Below are 17,849 nucleotides of genomic sequence, written 5' to 3'. Positions count from 1 at the left end.
GTGCCGGCTCTGGCTATCGGCGCACGACCAGATACAAACCGACAATCACCATCACACCGGCCGGCCAATGCCCCAGTTCATTCAGCGGGCCACCCGCCGCGAGCACCGCGCCGCCGCCCAGATGCGCACAACCGAGCAGCCGCAGGAACCAGTCGTCCTTGCGTTTATGCCACGGTGGCGGTGGGTCGTAGGCGTGTGGCTGGGACATGCGTTCCAGCAGATCGCGGGCCATGTTGGCCAGGTGCGGCAGTTGCTCGAACTGGCTTTGCACATTGCCGATCAGGGTTTTCGGGCTGACGCGCTCGCGCATCCAGCGTTCGAGGAACGGCTGCGCGGTGTTCCACAAATCCAGGTCCGGGTACAACTGACGGCCCAGGCCTTCGATGTTCAGCAAGGTTTTTTGCAGCAATACCAACTGCGGCTGTACTTCCATGTTGAAGCGTCGCGCGGTCTGGAACAGGCGCATCAGTACCTGGCCGAAGGAAATATCTTTTAACGGTTTTTCGAAGATCGGTTCGCAAACGGTGCGGATCGCCGCTTCGAATTCATTCAGTTTGGTCTCCGCCGGCACCCAACCGGAATCGATGTGCAACTGCGCCACACGCCGATAATCACGCTTGAAAAACGCGAACAGGTTGCGCGCCAGATAATCCTGATCTTCCGGGGTCAGGCTGCCGACGATGCCGCAGTCGATCGCAATGTACTGCGGGCTCCACGGGTTGACGGTGCTGACGAAGATGTTGCCGGGGTGCATGTCGGCATGGAAAAAACTGTCGCGGAACACTTGAGTGAAGAAAATCTCGACGCCACGTTCGGCGAGCATTTTCATGTCGGTGCGCTGGTCGGCCAGCGTCGCCAGGTCCGTCACCTGAATCCCGTAAATGCGCTCCATCACCAGCACTTTTGGCCGGCACCAGTCCCAGTAGACTTGCGGCACATACAGCAGCTGCGATCCTTCGAAATTGCGCTTCAACTGACTGGCGTTGGCAGCTTCGCGCAGCAGGTCGAGTTCGTCGTAGATGGTTTTTTCGTAGTCCAGAACCACGTCCACCGGGTGCAGCAGGCGTGCATCGGCGGAGAGCTTTTCAGCGGCGCGGGCAAGGATGAAAAGCCACGCCAGATCCTGCGCAATGATCGGTTTGAGCCCCGGACGAATGACTTTGACCACGACTTCTTCGCCGCTTTTCAACTGCGCGGCATGCACCTGCGCCACCGAGGCCGAGGCCAGCGGTTCGACGTCGAAACGGCTGAAGACTTCGCTGATTTTTTTCCCGAGCTGCTCTTCGATCAACTTGATCGACAGTTGCGAGTCGAACGGCGGCACGCGGTCCTGCAGCATCATCAGCTCATCGGCGATGTCTTCCGGCAGCAGGTCGCGGCGCGTGGAAAGAATTTGCCCGAACTTGATGAAAATCGGCCCAAGGTCCTGCAACGCCAGGCGCAATCGTGCACCACGGCTCAGTTCCAGGGTCTTGCGCGGGAACCAGCGCCACGGCAACGCATAGCGCAGCGCCAGCAAAAACCAGGGCAGCGGCAGGGCGAACAGCAGGTCATCGAGGCGGTAGCGGATCACAACGCGCTGGATGCGCAACAAACGGCGGACGGCAAGCAGCTTCATGCGTTATCGCTTGGGTCGAGGGATCGGGAAAGGCGCTCGAAACGCGCCTCAAGACGTTCCAGATCAAGTTTGATCTGGTCCAGTTCACTGAAACGGGCTTCGGCTTCGCGCTGACCGACAAGGGTGCGCGATTCTTCGGCCAGGTATTCGCCAAGGTTCTGGTTGAGGCTGGCGAACCCTTGTTGATAAAAGCGTGCGCGGCTGCGCAGATGACCGCCGACCAGTTGCGTGGCCACCGGACCGAGCCAGCGCGAGAGTTCGTACTCCCAGTCCAGCTCAAGGTCCTGAAGGATCGCCGCAAGGTCCAGCAGCACGCCGCTGTCGCCGTCGAGTTCGACTTCAGGGCCGTGCAGCACGGCAGTCTTATCCTTGCTGGTCGCCAGTTTCAACAGGCTGGCGGCCGGTGCGCGCAAGGTGCAATCGGCGCCGGTTTCCCACTGCGAGGCGAGCATCAGGCCTTCATCGCTGGGCAGGATAAACAGTTGCAGCGCCGGGCTGCGGCAATCGACGGCAATCACTTTGCCGCTCAAATGCGCGAGGCGCGGCAGCGCTGTGCTGTCGAGGCGCAGCACCCGGTTAATCCCGAGTTCAACGCTGGCGAGCAGTCCGGCGAGCAGCATCAGGGTTTGATGCCGCGGTGCAGGGCAACGATGCCTGCGGTCATGTTGTGATAGGTCACGCGGTCGAAACCGGCCTCGACCATCATCGACTTCAGGGTTTCCTGATTCGGGTGCATGCGGATCGATTCGGCGAGGTAGCGATAGCTTTCCGAATCGTTGGTGATCAGCTTGCCCATCAACGGCATGAAGGCGAACGAGTAAGCGTCGTAGGCTTTGGACATCAATGCGTTGGTCGGTTTGGAGAACTCCAGCACCAGCAGGCGACCGCCCGGCTTGAGCACGCGCAGCATCGAACGCAGGGCGTCTTCCTTGTGCGTGACGTTGCGCAGGCCGAAAGCGATGGTCACGCAATCGAAATGGTTGTCCGGGAACGGCAGCTTTTCAGCGTCGGCCTGGACGAATTCAACGTTGCCGGCGACACCCAGATCCAGCAGGCGGTCGCGACCGACCTTGAGCATGGATTCGTTGATGTCGGCCAACACTACGTGGCCGGTCGGGCCGACGAGGTGCGAGAATTTTTTGGTCAGGTCGCCGGTCCCGCCGGCAATGTCGAGCACGCGGTTGCCGCTGCGAACGCCCGACAGTTCGATCGCGAAACGCTTCCACAAACGGTGCATGCCGCCCGACAGGAGGTCGTTCATCAAGTCGTACTTGGCGGCTACCGAGTGGAAAACTTCAGCGACTTTTTCCGCTTTTTGGCTTTCCGGAACGTTTTTGAAACCGAAGTGAGTGGTGGGTTCGGCATCGCTGCCTTTGCGCTGATCAGTCATATCGCTGTCACCAGAAGAGAATGCGGGACATTCTAATCCCGGTGGCCTGCTTTGTCTTGGAGTGCCTAAAGGTAAGATGTCGAACCGCCGGGACGTTTTGCCGCAGCAGCGGTCAAGATGCTTCAGGAAAGTATCCCTATAGAAGGAGTCATTCAATGGCCCGAATCAGTGTTGAACGTACCCACGACCTGGGCAAGGAAGCGGCCCGCGAGAAGGCTGACCTGCTGGCGAAGAAGCTCTCCGAGCAATACGGCCTGGAGCCGCAATGGTCCGGCGACACCCTGAACCTCAAGCGCTCGGGCGTGAAAGGCGCGGTGCATGTCGGCGAAGATTCGATCAAGGTCGATGTCGAGCTGGGACTGTTTATGTCAGCCATGAGCGGCACGATCAAATCGGAAATCGAAAAGGCCCTTGATAAGGCCCTGGTCTGACTAATACCTGTAGGAGCGAAGCTTGCTCGCGAAGAGGCCGGTACATTCGCTGCTTCTTCTATGGCAGGAATTCGGCCTTCGCGGGCAAGCCTCGCTCCTACAGTTTTCACGGCACGCAAATGTTGCGGTTGTTAGGGTGCCGTTTCTAATTTTTCTGCCTACTTTGTGCCAGAGCCCGACACTTTCGCGGGCAGTTCCTCAAACCTTCTGCGCGTGAGGTGCACCATGGCCAAAGTTATTTTGAAGAAAAAAATCGACTCCTCGACTAACGCTCTGCACGACGTCAAATCGTATGCCCGCAAGATCTGGCTGGCAGGCCTGGGTGCCTACACCAAGGTTGGCCAAGAGGGCAGCGAGTACTTTCAAGAGTTGATCCAGGCTGGTCAAACTGTTGAAAGCAAAGGCAAAAAAGTAGTTGCCGAAAAACTTGAAGCGGCCAACTCCGAGATCGATGAAGCCAAGAGTGAAGTGCACACTTTCAAAGGCAAGGTCGAAGTTCAACTCGACAAGGTTGAAAAGGCTTTTGACTCACGTGTCGCAAGTGCCTTGAATCGTATCGGCATTCCGTCTAAACATGACGTTGAGACACTGTCTGCTAAGCTCGATGAGTTGACGGCATTGCTCGAACGCGTCGCGCGTAAATCTTAAGGAGAACGGGATGGCTGGTAAAAAGAATACTGACAAAGAAGGCAGCTCGTGGATCGGGAAGGTCGAAGACTACTCCCGCAAGATCTGGCTGGCTGGTTTAGGCGTGTACTCGAAGATCGACACTGACGGCAGCAAGCTCTTCGATACATTGGTCAAAGACGGCGAGAAAGCCGAGAAGCTCACCAAAAGTGCAGTTGGCAAGAAAGTCGACTCCGCCAAGGATTCCGCTTCCTCTGCCAAGTCGCGCATCAGCGGCGTGAAAGATCGCGCACTGGGCAAGTGGGATGAACTGGAAGGTGCTTTCGACAAGCGCCTGAACAGCGCCATTTCGCGCCTCGGTGTTCCAAGCCGCAATGAAGTGAAAGCACTGCACAGCAAGGTCGATACCCTGACCCGGCAGATCGAGAAACTCACCGGCGCCAAGGTTGCGCCAGTTGCGAGCAAAACCGCAGCTGCAAAACCTGCTGCTAAAACTGCTACGGCTGCTAAAACGGCTGCGGCGAAACCGGCAGCCAAATCCGCTGCCAAGCCACTGGTCAAAGCCGCTGCCAAAGCAGTTGCCAAGCCTGCTGCCAAAGCCGCCGCGAAAACCGCTGCGGCCAAACCTGTAGCCAAGGCCGCCGCGAAAACTGCAGCCAAGCCTGTCGCTGCAAAAACCGCCGCAAAACCAGCCGCGAAACCGGCGGCCAAAACCGCGGCAGCGAAACCTGCAGCAGCCAAGCCAGCGGCAAAACCTGCAGCCGCGAAAAAACCTGCTGCGAAGAAACCGGCCGCTGCCAAAGCTGCCGCGCCAAAACCAGCAGCGCCTGCCGCCAAACCGGCAACCCCGGCCACTTCAGCGAACTCCGCTGCCGCGCCGACCCCTGCTGCAACCCCGACTGCGACGCCAACCCCGGCGACCCCAACCAGTCAGTCCTGATTTTCAGGACTCAAGAAAACGCCCGGCCTGCGAAGGTCGGGCGTTTTTTTCATTTGATATCTAAGCAGTACCCTCGCGGATCAATTCGAGCACATGTGTCACAAGTCCCGAGGCATAACGTTGCGCTGCCACTCGTTCATCTGTTTGTTCTTCGCCGCGACCAAACAGGAACTGCGCATATTTGACCGGCCCCGTCAGTTCATAACCTTCCACACCATTGCCTTCGGCAAACTTCTTTTGCAATGCGTCGAGTCCTGCCAGCAGCGCTGGACGGTGCTGACCGCTAAGAAACTTGTCGATAAATTTTGCCGCGATGTAATCAGGAGGTCCGGCATAACGCATGACGTGGAGCAGGTCGCCAGCATCTTTCGGTTCGCCACGACTGTCAAATGCGAGTGCTTTGAGAATGATGAACGCGACCACATCTGCATAGCGGATGACTTCAATGGATATGCCACCTTCATCGAGCAGCGGCGCTTTGATTTCCCTGCTATCGAACCAGTCATGGACGATTTCCGCGTGCTCAATAGCAAGTGCGGAAACAGCTTCACCGTCAAGGAGTTTTATGTCGAATGCGCGACATTGCGCATCGGCGCCGCGTAGAAACTCCACAAGCACATATTCCTTCTCTGACAGTTTTCGCATCCAACGCCATGCCGATTTCCAACCGTTGTCATCTTCAAAGGGCTCAAACCCCCTGTCCTTGAGTTGCTGCGCGAGCGATACGTAGCCATTGCCCTCTGCGATGACTTGCAGGTTCAAGACGATATCTACATCAGAGGTTCCGAAGTGCGGCGGGACGTCGGGAGGCATTTGTGGTGTGAGGTAGCGAGGGACCAGTCCTCCCACCAGCCGCAAAGTGGATTTCAATCCTCCGAACGCACCGAGCAATGTCACCAGAACTTGCTCGCAGGCGTCGGCGTGTTCTAACGAGTAGCCCGCTGCAGTCTTGGGTTTTGGAGCTAGAGCCATGAATTCAGACCTTCAAAATGTCGTGTCGAAGTTGAGTCGCCAACTCTGCGTTGCGGCCTCGTCCATCTTGCAAGTCGAGGTATTGAATGAACTCGCTGGCGAGCCACGCGCCTGATTGTGGGTTGCGGCGTCGGAAAAGCATCCCGGCGCCCGAGCGTTCGATCAGTACGACGTTGTTGCCTTTCTCCGCCGGCTTCAAACCCAGAGCGTCTGCGAGTTGCGCCTGAGTTCCAGGTAATGTTTCCAGTTCGGCCAGATCTACTTGGGTCAGTAGCGGTGACAGGTAATTGGCAGCGATGGCTCCGGTAAACGCCCAACTGGCGCTACTCGACTTCGGCGCTTTGCGGGCGAGGTTCTCGAGCAGTTGTCTGGGGTTGGAAGAAAAGAAATACCAGTTGGACCTGTTCTCCTTGCGTTGCTGCCACGCCTCGGCCCATGCGTCCAATAAATCCCCGGCCCGGCAAAGTCGGCGGCGAAGGAGGCGGCCACTGCCTTCGGATTCCACCCATTCGCGCAGCTCCAATTCCTGCAAGACCGACGACACGGTAAATACTGACGTCTCAGAACGTTCCGCCAATTCCAGTCCTGTGAACCATTCACCTTTGCTGTGCAGCAGTGCATGGACGACCATTTCTTTCGCCCCGCTAAACAGGGGAACTCGCTGCGTTTTCCGTGCAGACGCAGCGGCGGGGCGATCGATATTGATCAGCCATCGTTCATGACGAAAATACAAGGAGCCGCTAGCGTCGTAGTAGCCAGCGCCCGAGTTCTTCAACTCTTCGCGGGCGCCTTGGCTGATCTTTTCGGCGATCACCATCGGGATAATCGTCGTTGCATTTCGCTTTTCTGCGTTCTCGGCGCCGTAGCGTTGGAGCGCCTCTAAAGCATCACGGATATCGCGTGGATAAACGGCGCGTTTGATTTCGACTGCAACGTCCCAGTTGCCGTCCGGCGTATCCAAGGTCAACAGCAAATCAACGCCGCGATCAATACCGGCAGCGTGTCTTCGGTGGAGAACCTTGACTCCCGTCGCGTTCTGCAATGACTCGATGAAGCCTTCAATCAACGGCTGCCGGGCCTGGTCAAAAAACTCATTTGGCATAACGCGAGTCCGAGTGAGTAACGAGGATGCATTTTTGTTTATGCGTTATTGCTAGTTTAGCTGCGCAGCTAAACTAGGCAATTATCCTAAACAAAGAAAGGCTTTTATTGATTCGAAGGGCTACGCAAACTCACTCATGTTCTTCCAAATATTGCAGCGCCAACTGCTCGGTAGCCGCTTTGACCGGCGGCAGCAGGTGCGGCGCTACCAGCATCATGATCTGGTACACCACCAATCTGACTTCACCCTCGCGATCAAGAATCCGCTGATAGTCCAGTGAAAACAGCAGGGTCATGGTGATTTGCTCCACCAGTTGCCCCAACGCCTGGGTGTCGCTGACCAGTTGTCCCTGCGCTTTCAGCCGCGCCAGCAATGAGGCCAGCGTGCGTTTCAGTGCATTGAGCAGGTTGCGGATGCCTTTCGCCAGTTTTGGCAGGCGGCCGGCCAGGTTGGACAGGTCCTGGAACAGGAACCGGTAGTGCGCCAGGCGCTCGACGATCAAGTGCAGAAACAGCCAGTAATCTTCCGGCGCCAGTTCGACGTCGGACGGCGGATCGAGCAGCGGCGCTAGTTCGTTCTGGAAGCGTTCGAACAACCCCAGAATCAGCGGCTCCTTGCCGTGGAAGTGGTAGTAGAGGTTGCCCGGGCTGATCCCCATTTCATTGGCAACTTCCATGGTGGAAACGTTTGGTTCGCCTTTTTGATTGAACAACTGCAGGGCACATTCGAGGATCCGGTCGCGGGTTTTCATCCAGTCTTCTTAATGGTCGAGTCAGGCCACGGCCAGCGCCGGCCGTGGGTTGTTGAACGTCAGCGCACGCGCACGTAGGTGCCGGGTGCGGCTTCCATCGGTGGGTAGGCCGGGTTGCCGAGGGCCATTTGCGTTTCTTTTTGTGCGCCCGAGCGCTGCTGAATCCACTCCAGCCATTGCGTCCACCAACTGCCGTCGGTTTGCTTGGCGTCGTAGTACCAGGCGCGTGGGTCGCTAGTGAGTTTCGGGCTCTCGATGAAGTTGGCTTTGGGGTTGGACGGCGGGTTGAGAATGCTCTGCACGTGGCCGCTGTTGGACAGCACAAAACGCCGCTCGCCACCCAGCAGCAGGGTCGAGCGATACACCGCGTCCCACGGCGTGATGTGGTCGTTGATGCCGGCGACGCTGAAGCTGTCGACCGTGACTTTTTGCAGGTCGATCGGCGTGCCGCACACTTCCAGACCGCCCGCGTGGCTCAGCGGGTTGTGCTTGAAGAAGTCCAGCAAGTCGCCATGAAACGCCGCAGGCAGGCGCGTGTTGTCGTTGTTCCAGTAGAGAATGTCGAACGCTGGCGGCTGTTTTCCGAGCAGGTAATTGTTGACGAAATAGCTCCAGATCAAGTCGTTGGGGCGCATCCAGGCGAATACCTTGGCCATGTCGCGGCCGTCCAGCACACCTTTCTGATACGAGCGGCGCTTGGCCGCTTCCAGGGTTTGCTCATCGGCAAACAATGTCGCCGGGCTGTCCATCTGACTGTCGAGCAAACTCACCAGATACGTCGCGCTCGACACCCGCCGCAATTGCCGTTTGGCCTGCAAATGCCCTTGCAGCGCGGCAATCGTCAGGCCGCCAGCGCAGGCGCCCATCAGGTTCACTTCGCGCGCGCCAGTGATTGCGCGGCAGACATTCATCGCTTCTTCGACCGCTTCGACATAGCTCGACAGCCCCCATTCGCGATGGCGCACGTCCGGGTTGCGCCAGCTGATCATGAAGGTTTGCAGGCCGTTTTTCAGGGCGAACTGGACGAAGCTGTTGTGCGGGCTGAGGTCGAAAATGTAGTACTTGTTGATCTGTGGCGGCACCACCAGCAGCGGTTTGGAATACTGCTTTTCGCTCATCGGTTTGTACTGGATCAGCTCCAGCAACTCGTTGCGAAACACCACCGAGCCCGTAGTGGTGGCGACGGTCTTGCCGATTTCAAAGGCTTGTCTGGTGACCTGCCGGGGCAAGCCGTCGTTGTGCAGGAAGTCGTCGATCAGGTGCCCGGCGCCACGGATCAGGCTGTTGCCGCCGGAGTTGAAAATCTCCTTGAGCGCCAGCGGATTGAGCAGCGTATTGGACGGCGACACGGCGTCGTTGAGCAGGGCGAACGCGAAGTGCGCGCGGGTGCGATCGTCGGGGCTCATGTTGCTTTCGTCGATCCAGCTCTTAACCTCTTTCTGCCAGCTCAGGTAAGCCTGCAAACTGCGCCGATAAAACGGATTGAGACTCCATGCCGGGTCGGCAAAACGGCTGTCGTGCGGGTTGGTCGGGTGCAGGGTTTCGCCCAGCAATACACGGCCCAACTGGCCGCCCAACTTCAACGCGTGACGCGCACTGTGCAGTGGGTTGCGCAAACCATGGGCGGCAACGCTGCGCAGGGTCGACAACATATCCCGGCCGCGCAGGCCGGTAATTGCACTCTGCGCGTTGATGAACGCGGCGGGAGTGGGCAAAAACTCCCTCACTGGTTTTTCGCGCATGAATCAACACTCCTTCGTCTTCAGGCCAAAAACAAACACACCGAACCAGAACACCATAGACGCTGTAGCGGGTTGTTGCGCGGCGCGGCGTCCTGCCGCGCGGTTTCCATCGACCCAACGGTGGCTCAGCCGCCCAATGGCGCCGGGTGCGGATGCATCACCGCACGCTGCCGTTCTTCCTCGAGGAATTTCATGATGATCGGCGCCACCGCTTCGGCGCGGGTGATCAGGAACAGGTGACCGTCGTCGATGATGTGCAACTGCGCGTTGGGAATTCGCCAGGCGAGCATGCGCATGTTGATCAGCGGGATCAGCGGATCGTCGTCGCCGGCCAGCACCAGCGTCGGCTGGTGGATCTTGTGCAGCCAGTGAATGCTGGTCCAGCCGAGGCCGGCGAACAGTTGCCAGTAGTAACCGAGCTTGCCTGCCGAACGCACTTTCGCCGCGTGATTGGCCGCCAGCGTCGGGTCGCGGCGGAACGAACCGCCGTAGATCATCGGCGCGATGCGGATCACGTGCGATGGCTGGATATAGCGCCGTGGGCTCGCCATCATCCACAGCACTTTCGGTTTGCCCGGCACCATCACCGCGCCCGCCGCAGTGGCTGCGAGCACGAGTTTTTTGCAGCGCTCGGGATAGTCATAGGCGAACTGCTGCGCGAGTGCGCCGCCCCACGACACGCCGATCACGTTGACTTGCCCGTAATCGAGATAATCGAGCATGCGCGCGGTGAGTTTCGCCAGGCCTGGAAAGCGATAAGGACGATTCGGCGTCGACGAGCCGCCGACCCCGGGAACGTCGAAAGCGATGACTTCGAGGTCCGGGTCCAACGCCGCGACGAACGGAAACACCAGCTCCAAGTTAGCGCCGATGCCGTTGAAAATCAGCAAGGGCGTCAAGTGAGGCTTGCCGGGGCGTACCGCAGTGCGGAGGGTCTGGCCATCCAGGTCGACGGTACGAAAAACGAACGGTTGCGGCATGCTTCAGGCCCTGTGGGTGTTATTCATCCCCGGTCCCTGTAGGAGCACAGCTTGCTCGCGATGGCGCCGTGTCAGTCGACATTAATGTTGAATGATCGACCGCGATCGCGAGCAAGCTTTGCTCCTACAGAAGGGTGGGGTTTCAGTTACCGCTCGTGTACGTAAGTGCCCGGCGCAGCTTCGCCGGCGGTGTAGGTTTTGTTACCGAGGCTGGTCGGGGATTTCTTCAACTTGCCGGAACGCTCGGCCTGCCATGCCTGCCAGTGCAACCACCAGGAATCAGTGTGTTTGGTGGAGTTTTCCTGCCAGTCCTCAGCCTTCATCGGCATCTCGGCGCTGGTCATATATCGTGACTTCGGATTACCAGGCGGGTTCAGAATGCTTTGGATGTGGCCGCTGCTGGACAACACGAACTCGACATTGCCGCCAAACAATTGCGCCGACTTGTAGCAAGACTTCCACGGCGTGATGTGGTCGTTGGTGCCGGCCAGGGAAAAGATGTCGGCGGTGACCTGCTTCAAGTCAATCGGCGTGCCGCACACTTCTAGTGCATTCGGGCGAATCAGTGGATTACTTTTGAACATCTCGATCAGGTCGCCGTGGAACGCGGCGGGCAAGCGCGTGGTGTCGTTGTTCCAGAACAGAATGTCGAACACCGGTGGCTCGTTGCCCAACAGGTAATTGTTGACCCAGTAGTTCCAGATCAGATCGTTGGGGCGCATCCACGCGAACACTTTCGCCATGTCGCGACCTTCGAGCACGCCGGCCTGATAGGAATGGCGCTTGGCGGTTTCGAGGGTTTGTTCATCGACAAACAGTGCGACGTCGCTGTCCAGCGTGGTGTCGAGCACGCTCACCAGCAGCGTCAGGGCGTTGACCTTTTTCTCGCCAATCGCCGCGTAATGCCCGAGCAGCGCGGTGCAAGTGATGCCGCCGGAGCAGGCGCCGAGCATGTTCACGTCTTTACTGCCGGTGATCGCGGTGACCACATCGACCGCTTCCTTGAGCGCTTCGATGTACGTCGAAAGGCCCCATTCGCGCTGTTCCTTGGTCGGGTTACGCCAACTGACAATGAACGTCTGCACGTTATTGCGCAGGCAGAACCGCGCCAGGCTCTTGTCCGGGCTGAGGTCGAATACGTAGAACTTGTTGATCTGCGGCGGCACCACCAGCAACGGCCGTTCGTGCACTTGCTCGGTGATCGGCCGGTACTGGATCAGCTCCAGCACGTCGTTGCGAAATACCACCGCGCCTTCGGTCACGCCCAGCGATTTGCCGACTTCGAACGCGCCCATGTTGACCTGGCTCGGCATCCCGCCGTTGTGCACGAGGTCCTTGGCGAGGTGCGAGAGGCCGTCGAGCAAACTCTTGCCGCCGGTTTCAAAGAAGCGTTTGACCGCAGCAGGGTTGGCCGCACTGTTGGTCGGGGCCATGGCTTCGGTCATCAGGTTGATCACGAAATGCCCGCGCGCGACGTCTTTGGGCGACAGGCTGCTGTCGTCGATCCAGGCGTGCAGCTCTTTGCGCCAGGCCAGGTAAGTCTGCAGATAACGTTTGTAGAGCGGGTTCTGGCTCCAGGCCGGATCGACAAAGCGACGGTCATCACCAGGAGGCTGCAGTTCGGATTTGCCGAACAGCACGTTTTTGAGTTCAAGACCGAAATGCGCGACATGCTTGACGCTGTGAATCGGTTGTTTGATGGCTTGGCGCAATACCATTCGAGCAGAAGCCAGTAGATCCTTTCCACGCAGCCCAACAACAGGATTAAGCCCCAGGGTGTTTTCCGAGGCTTGGTACTTCAGGTCATCGTTGTTCTTGTTACTCATCTACGACGCTCCATTGTCCTGAGACGAGTACCTGAGCCCGGCTGCATCGTCACGCAGCCAATGTCGGGTACTGCTGCTCGGGTTGACCGTTGATTCTGCAATTACGCCGCTTTTCACATCACAGAGCGTTGCAGGGAACTTGCCAGTTCCATTGGTTACCCGAGTTTAATTTTTTTCGCAAGCGGGCCGATCCTCGGCGCCGTAGCGGAGCATTCAAACAGATGAAATTAGAAAATGCGCTCTAAAGAGCGAGAGGCCTGAGCTAGAGCATCAGCTTGACGATGGACTGGCTCGGATCGCGGGTTTTGCCGGCCGCTTTGAGTTCGGCAAGATAATCGTTCCACAGATCTTCCTGGCGCACGGCCAGTTGGTAGAGGTATTCCCAAGTGAACAGGCCGCTGTCGTGGCCGTCGTCGAAGGTCAACTTCAGGGCGTACTGACCGGCCGGCTCGACCTTGCTCAGGCCTACCGCGATCTTGCCAAATTGCAGGATAGGTTTGCCGTGGCCCTGGACCTCGGCGGAAGGCGAATGCACGCGCAGAAATTCGGCGGGCAAATGAAATTCCTCGCCGGACGCGTATTTCAGCGACAGGGTTTTCGAGGCTTTGTGCAGTTTGATGTCGGTGGGGAGTTGGGTCATGGAGTGAGTTCCGTTATGGATGGAACCCTGTAGGAGCGAAGCTTGCTCGCGAAAGCGTCAGGTCAGTCGACATGTATGTTGAATGAATGACCGATTTCGCGAGCAAGCATCGCTCCTACAAGTTTGGCTCTACAGAATGTAGCGGGACAGGTCTTCGTTTTCCGCCAATTCGCCGAGGTGGCTGTTGACGTAGGCGGCGTCGATCAGAATCACCTTGTCGTCATGCGCGCTGGCCAGATCACCGGCGCTGAACGACACCTCTTCAAGCAAACGCTCAAGCAGCGTGTGCAAGCGACGGGCGCCGATGTTTTCGGTTTTCTCGTTGACCTGCCAGGCGATCTCGGCGATGCGCTTGATCCCGTCCGGCTGGAACTCGATGCCCAGGCCTTCGGTTTTCAGCAGTGCGCAATATTGCTCGGTCAACGAGGCATGCGGTTCGCTGAGAATGCGTTCGAAGTCTTCCGGGGTCAGCGCTTTGAGCTCGACGCGAATCGGCAGACGACCTTGCAGTTCCGGCACCAGATCGCTCGGCTTGCTCAAGTGGAACGCGCCGGACGCGATGAACAGGATGTGGTCAGTCTTGACCATGCCCAGTTTGGTGTTGACGGTGCAGCCTTCGATCAGCGGCAGCAAATCGCGCTGCACACCTTCACGGGAAACATCGACGCCGCCGGAATTACCGCGCTTGGCGACCTTGTCGATTTCGTCGATGAAGACGATGCCGTGCTGCTCGACTGCTTCCAGCGCCTTGGCCTTCAACTCTTCTTCGTTGACCAGACGCCCGGCTTCTTCATCGCGCACCAGTTTCAGCGCTTCCTTGACCTTGAGCTTGCGGCTCTTCTTTTTGCCCTTGCCCATATTGGCAAACAGGCTCTGCAACTGGTTGGTCATCTCTTCCATGCCCGGCGGCGCGGAGATATCGACGCCGGCCACTTCGGCGACTTCGATGTCGATCTCCTTGTCATCCAGCTGACCTTCGCGCAGACGCTTGCGGAACAGCTGACGGGTATTGGAATCGGCCGACGAGGTCGATTCTTCGTTGCTGAAACCCATGCGCGCTGGCGGCAGCAGGGCGTCGAGGATGCGGTCCTCGGCGGCGTCTTCGGCGCGGTGGCGAACTTTGGTCATTTCCTGTTCGCGCAGCAGCTTGAGCGCGGCGTCAGCGAGGTCACGAATGATCGATTCGACGTCGCGGCCAACGTAGCCGACTTCGGTGAACTTGGTCGCTTCGACCTTGATGAACGGCGCGTTGGCCAGTTTGGCCAGGCGGCGGGCGATTTCGGTTTTACCGACACCGGTCGGGCCGATCATCAGGATGTTCTTTGGCGTTACTTCAACGCGCAGCTCTTCCGGCAGTTGCATCCGGCGCCAGCGGTTACGCAGCGCGATGGCGACGGCGCGCTTGGCATCGTCCTGGCCGATGATATGGCGATTGAGTTCGTGGACGATTTCACGGGGAGTCATGGACATAGTTTTTGGCGGTCCTCTAGCAAAAGCGAGCCGTGGCGCGTGGCCGAAACAGGCTTACTCGGCGAGGTCCTGCTCCTCAATGGTAAAGGTGTGGTTGGTGAATACGCAGATGTCGCCAGCGATGCCGAGCGCGGTTTCAACGATTTCCCGGGCCGACAGATCGGTTTTCTTCAGCAGGGCGCTGGCCGCTGCTTGAGCGTAGCCGCCACCGGAACCCATGGCGATCAGGCCTTGTTCGGGTTCGACCACGTCACCGTTGCCGGTGATGATCAGCGAGGCGTCTTTGTTGGCGACCGCGAGCATGGCTTCGAGGCGGCTGAGGGAGCGGTCGGTGCGCCATTCTTTGGCGAGTTCGACGGCGGCGCGAACGAGGTGACCTTGATGTTTTTCGAGCTGGCCTTCGAAACGTTCGAAGAGGGTGAAGGCGTCAGCGGTGGCCCCGGCAAAACCGGCAATGACTTGGCCGTGGTACAGGCGACGGACTTTCTTGGCGTTGCCTTTCATCACGGTATTGCCGAGAGAAACCTGGCCGTCGCCGCCCATGACGACTTTGCCGTGGCGGCGAACTGAAACGATGGTGGTCAAGGGAGAGTCTCCACGCAGCGGGGCGAAAATGCCTTATGCCAACTCATATGGGGGTGGTGGAGAATTTTTCAACTGCGCGGCGCGGCGGGGGACGAATGGCGTTAGGCGGGGGAGGGTGTGTTGTTTGTTCTGGCGTCTTCGCGGGCAAGCCTCGCTCCTACAGGTTTATGTCGTTCCCATATAAGGCGAACGGCGCATTTCCTGTAGGAGCGAGGCTTGCCCGCGAATAACGATAACGCGGTGCTGCTGACGAAATCAGCGGCTTTGGCGTTGTTGTAACAACAGGTTGCTAAAGCCGCTGCCGGCCAGTTGTTTTTGCGCGGTGGTCAGCTGTTCACGGTTGCTGAACGGGCCGACCAAAACGCGGTACCAGGTTTCGTCCTTGACCGTGCCGGATTCAACCGCCACGGCCTGACCGAGCAAAATGATCTGCGCGCGCACCTTGTCGGCATCCGCCTCTTTGCGGAACGAACCGGCCTGCAAGAAGAACTTGGTCACTGGCGCCGCTTTCGACACCGGCGGTGCTGGTGGCGGGGTAATCCCGGCCAGAGCCGCCTGAGCGCGCGCGGTGTCGATCTTCGCCGCTTGCTCCGGGGTCACCGGCGTGGTCGGCACGGCGGGCACTTGCGGCGTCGGCAGGGTCTTCTCCGGCACCGCGTCCGGCGGCACTATCACTTCCGATTCCGGCAGCAAGGTGTAGAAGTCGTACTTCGGCTTCACCGGTTGCGTCGGGCTCGGCGGGGTCTTGTTGGCCTCGGCGATTTTTGACGCTTTCTGCTGTTCGATCTTTTCGCGCTTGACGCTCTCGCTGCCCTTGCCCGGTTCCAGTTTCATCAGGAACACGATAAACGCGCCGACCGTGAGGCCGATGGCCATCCACAGCCAACCCGGAATCGGTTGCTTGGCAGGAGCGGTGTAACGACTGGCGCCGCGCTTGGGTGCAGGTTTTTTCTTGGCAGCCAACTTACATACGCTCCAGAGTTTCCAGACCCAACAGTTCCAGGCCTTGCTTGAGTGTGCGGCCGGTCAGCGCGGCGAGGCGCAGACGGCTTTGCATTTGTGCCGGGGTGTCGGCGCTGAGGATCGGGCAGTTCTCATAGAAACTCGAGAACAGACCGGCGACATCGTACAGGTAGGTGCACAGCGTGTGCGGCGTTCCTTTGTCAGAAACGTTGTTCAGCACTTCGGCGAACTGCGCCAGTTTGGTCGCCAGCTCCAGTTCATGCGGCGCATCGAGGACGATCTGCCCTTCGACTTCGCTGAAATCCTTGCCCAGTTTGCGGAACACGCCGGCCACGCGGGTGTAGGCGTACAGCAAGTACGGCGCGGTGTTGCCTTCGAAGTTGAGCATCAAATCGAAGTTGAAGCTGTAGTCGCTGGTGCGGTGCTTGGACAGGTCGGCGTATTTCACCGCGCCAATCCCCACAACCTTGGCGATGTTGCGCAAGTCGTCTTCGGCCAGCTCCGGGTTTTTCTCTTTGACCAGCGTGTAGGCGCGATCCTTGGCTTCGGTCAGCAGATCGACCAGCTTCACGGTGCCGCCATCACGGGTCTTGAACGGACGGCCATCGGCGCCGTTCATGGTGCCGAAACCCATGTGTTCCATTTCCATCGGGTGCGTGACAAAACCGGCCAGCCGCGCGACCTGGAACACTTGCTGGAAGTGCAGCGCCTGACGCTGATCGACGAAGTACAACGCGCGATCGGCTTTCAGTTTGCCGCTGCGATAACGCACGGCCGCCAGGTCAGTGGTGGCGTACAGGTAGCCGCCATCAGCCTTGACGATGATCACCGGCAGCGGGTCGCCGTCGGCGTTCTTGAATTCGTCGAGGAACACGCATTGCGCGCCGTTGCTTTCGACCAGCAGGCCAGCGGCCTTGAGGTCGTTGACCACGTTGATCAGGTCGTCGTTGTAGGCACTTTCGCCCATCACGTCGGCCATCGTCAGTTTGACGTTGAGTTGTTCGTAAATGGCTTGGCAATGCGACAGCGAAATCTCGCGGAAGCGCGTCCACAGCGCCAGGCATTCGGCATCGCCGGCCTGCAACTTGACCACCAGGCCACGGGCGCGGTCGGCGAATTCTTCGCTGCCGTCGAAGCGCTGCTTGGCGGCGCGGTAGAAGTTTTCCAGGTCCGACAGCTCATCGCTGGTGATCGGGTTTTCCTGCAGATACGCCATCAACATGCCGAACTGGGTGCCCCAGTCGCCGACGTGGTTCTGCCGGATCACGGTGTCGCCGAGGAATTCCAGAACCCGCGCCACGCCGTCGCCGATGATCGTCGAGCGCAAGTGGCCGACGTGCATTTCTTTCGCCAGGTTTGGCGCCGACAGGTCAACCACGGTGCGTTGCAGCGGGCCAGCCTTGCGCACGCCGATATTTTTATCGGCCAGTGCGGCGTCGAGGCGCGCAGCCAGGGCTTGGGTGTTCTGGAAGAAATTGAGGAAGCCCGGCCCGGCGATTTCGGTTTTGGTGACGTTATCGTCAGCCGGCAGCGCGGCGATGATTTTTTCCGCCAGATCACGCGGCTTCATCCCGGCCGGTTTCGCCAGCATCATGGCGATGTTGCTGGCGAAGTCGCCGTTTTTCTTGTCGCGCGAGTTTTCCACCTGGATCGCCGGCGACAGGCCTTCAGGCAACACACCTTCGTTGACGAGTTGGGTGATGGCTTGTTGGATCAGCTGGCGAATGGTGTCTTTCATGGTGTTCTCTTTCGACCGCAAGCGCGGCGGCGCCTGGATGCGCTAGTGGAAAAACTGGGCATTATCCGTGGCAC

At 58.8% G+C, this 17,849-nt stretch carries 17 protein-coding genes; 3 read left to right on the top strand and 14 right to left on the bottom strand.

What is annotated here, in order from left to right; all coding sequences use genetic code 11:
- Positions 1–13: 13 nt before the first annotated feature.
- Genes ubiB through ubiE form a run of 3 tightly spaced genes read right to left on the bottom strand, consistent with a single transcriptional unit; the run spans position 14 to position 3,008 of the window.
- Entirely contained in the window at positions 14–1,618 is a 1,605-nt protein-coding gene (gene ubiB / locus BLU01_RS10650; RefSeq protein ID WP_092274548.1) for a ubiquinone biosynthesis regulatory protein kinase UbiB, read from the bottom strand.
- Positions 1,615–2,238 carry a ubiquinone biosynthesis accessory factor UbiJ gene (locus BLU01_RS10645; RefSeq protein ID WP_092274546.1) on the bottom strand — a complete coding sequence of 208 codons (624 nt, stop codon included), beginning with the start codon at positions 2,236–2,238 and terminating at the stop codon, positions 1,615–1,617. The genes ubiB and BLU01_RS10645 overlap by 4 nt, the downstream gene beginning before the upstream one ends.
- Positions 2,238–3,008: a bifunctional demethylmenaquinone methyltransferase/2-methoxy-6-polyprenyl-1,4-benzoquinol methylase UbiE gene (gene ubiE / locus BLU01_RS10640; protein ID WP_092274543.1), complete on the bottom strand. Its 771-nt coding sequence runs from the start codon at positions 3,006–3,008 to the stop codon at positions 2,238–2,240. Before ubiE ends, BLU01_RS10645 begins: the two co-directional genes overlap by 1 nt.
- A 155-nt stretch (positions 3,009–3,163) precedes the next feature.
- Here ubiE and BLU01_RS10635 point away from each other — a divergent pair, with 155 nt between their 5' ends.
- From BLU01_RS10635 to BLU01_RS10625, 3 genes are all read left to right on the top strand, one after another.
- A complete protein-coding gene (locus tag BLU01_RS10635) occupies positions 3,164–3,439 on the top strand; it encodes a polyhydroxyalkanoic acid system family protein (RefSeq protein WP_092274540.1) in 276 nt (91 codons plus the stop codon).
- A gap of 225 nt (positions 3,440–3,664) precedes the next feature.
- The gene (locus BLU01_RS10630) at positions 3,665–4,087 is read left to right on the top strand and encodes a phasin family protein (protein ID WP_092274537.1); all 423 of its coding nucleotides are present in this window, start codon (positions 3,665–3,667) and stop codon (positions 4,085–4,087) included.
- 10 nt (positions 4,088–4,097) lie between these two features.
- Complete coding sequence (locus BLU01_RS10625; RefSeq protein WP_092274534.1) at positions 4,098–5,006, top strand: phasin family protein; 909 nt, start codon at positions 4,098–4,100, stop codon at positions 5,004–5,006.
- Positions 5,007–5,066: 60 nt separating this feature from the next.
- Here BLU01_RS10625 and BLU01_RS10620 read toward each other — a convergent pair whose 3' ends face one another.
- The 11 genes from BLU01_RS10620 to argS all read right to left on the bottom strand — a co-directional run bounded on the left by BLU01_RS10620 (position 5,067) and on the right by argS (position 17,775).
- Positions 5,067–5,978 (bottom strand): hypothetical protein, encoded by a 912-nt coding sequence (locus BLU01_RS10620; RefSeq protein ID WP_092274531.1) that lies wholly within the window; start codon positions 5,976–5,978, stop codon positions 5,067–5,069.
- Positions 5,979–5,982: 4 nt separating this feature from the next.
- Entirely contained in the window at positions 5,983–7,080 is a 1,098-nt protein-coding gene (locus tag BLU01_RS10615) for a type IV toxin-antitoxin system AbiEi family antitoxin (RefSeq protein ID WP_092274528.1), read from the bottom strand.
- 130 nt (positions 7,081–7,210) lie between these two features.
- Entirely contained in the window at positions 7,211–7,831 is a 621-nt protein-coding gene (locus BLU01_RS10610; RefSeq protein ID WP_092274525.1) for a TetR/AcrR family transcriptional regulator, read from the bottom strand.
- Positions 7,832–7,890: 59 nt separating this feature from the next.
- Positions 7,891–9,573 (bottom strand): class II poly(R)-hydroxyalkanoic acid synthase, encoded by a 1,683-nt coding sequence (gene phaC, locus BLU01_RS10605; protein WP_092274522.1) that lies wholly within the window; start codon positions 9,571–9,573, stop codon positions 7,891–7,893.
- Between the two features lie 125 nt (positions 9,574–9,698).
- The gene (phaZ, locus tag BLU01_RS10600; RefSeq protein ID WP_092274519.1) at positions 9,699–10,553 is read right to left on the bottom strand and encodes a poly(3-hydroxyalkanoate) depolymerase; all 855 of its coding nucleotides are present in this window, start codon (positions 10,551–10,553) and stop codon (positions 9,699–9,701) included.
- Between the two features lie 146 nt (positions 10,554–10,699).
- Positions 10,700–12,379 (bottom strand): class II poly(R)-hydroxyalkanoic acid synthase, encoded by a 1,680-nt coding sequence (phaC, locus tag BLU01_RS10595; RefSeq protein WP_092274516.1) that lies wholly within the window; start codon positions 12,377–12,379, stop codon positions 10,700–10,702.
- A 262-nt stretch (positions 12,380–12,641) separates the two neighbouring features.
- On the bottom strand, positions 12,642–13,019 hold the full coding sequence (locus BLU01_RS10590) for a gamma-butyrobetaine hydroxylase-like domain-containing protein (protein WP_092274514.1): 378 nt from the start codon (positions 13,017–13,019) through the stop codon (positions 12,642–12,644).
- A gap of 129 nt (positions 13,020–13,148) precedes the next feature.
- Complete coding sequence (hslU, locus tag BLU01_RS10585; protein ID WP_092274510.1) at positions 13,149–14,489, bottom strand: ATP-dependent protease ATPase subunit HslU; 1,341 nt, start codon at positions 14,487–14,489, stop codon at positions 13,149–13,151.
- Positions 14,490–14,543: 54 nt separating this feature from the next.
- Positions 14,544–15,074 carry an ATP-dependent protease subunit HslV gene (gene hslV / locus BLU01_RS10580; protein ID WP_090176604.1) on the bottom strand — a complete coding sequence of 177 codons (531 nt, stop codon included), beginning with the start codon at positions 15,072–15,074 and terminating at the stop codon, positions 14,544–14,546.
- 255 nt (positions 15,075–15,329) lie between these two features.
- Positions 15,330–16,037 (bottom strand): SPOR domain-containing protein, encoded by a 708-nt coding sequence (locus BLU01_RS10575; RefSeq protein WP_092274507.1) that lies wholly within the window; start codon positions 16,035–16,037, stop codon positions 15,330–15,332.
- 1 nt (position 16,038) lies between these two features.
- Positions 16,039–17,775, bottom strand: a complete 1,737-nt coding sequence (gene argS / locus BLU01_RS10570) for an arginine--tRNA ligase (protein ID WP_092274504.1) — start codon at positions 17,773–17,775, stop codon at positions 16,039–16,041.
- Positions 17,776–17,849: the final 74 nt, after the last annotated feature.

Origin of the sequence: Pseudomonas prosekii, from assembly GCF_900105155.1 — a bacterium.
In the GTDB taxonomy this organism is placed as follows: domain Bacteria; phylum Pseudomonadota; class Gammaproteobacteria; order Pseudomonadales; family Pseudomonadaceae; genus Aquipseudomonas; species Aquipseudomonas prosekii.
The sequence above is the reverse complement of the archived record's forward strand: the minus strand, read 5'-3'. Positions and strand labels throughout refer to the sequence as shown.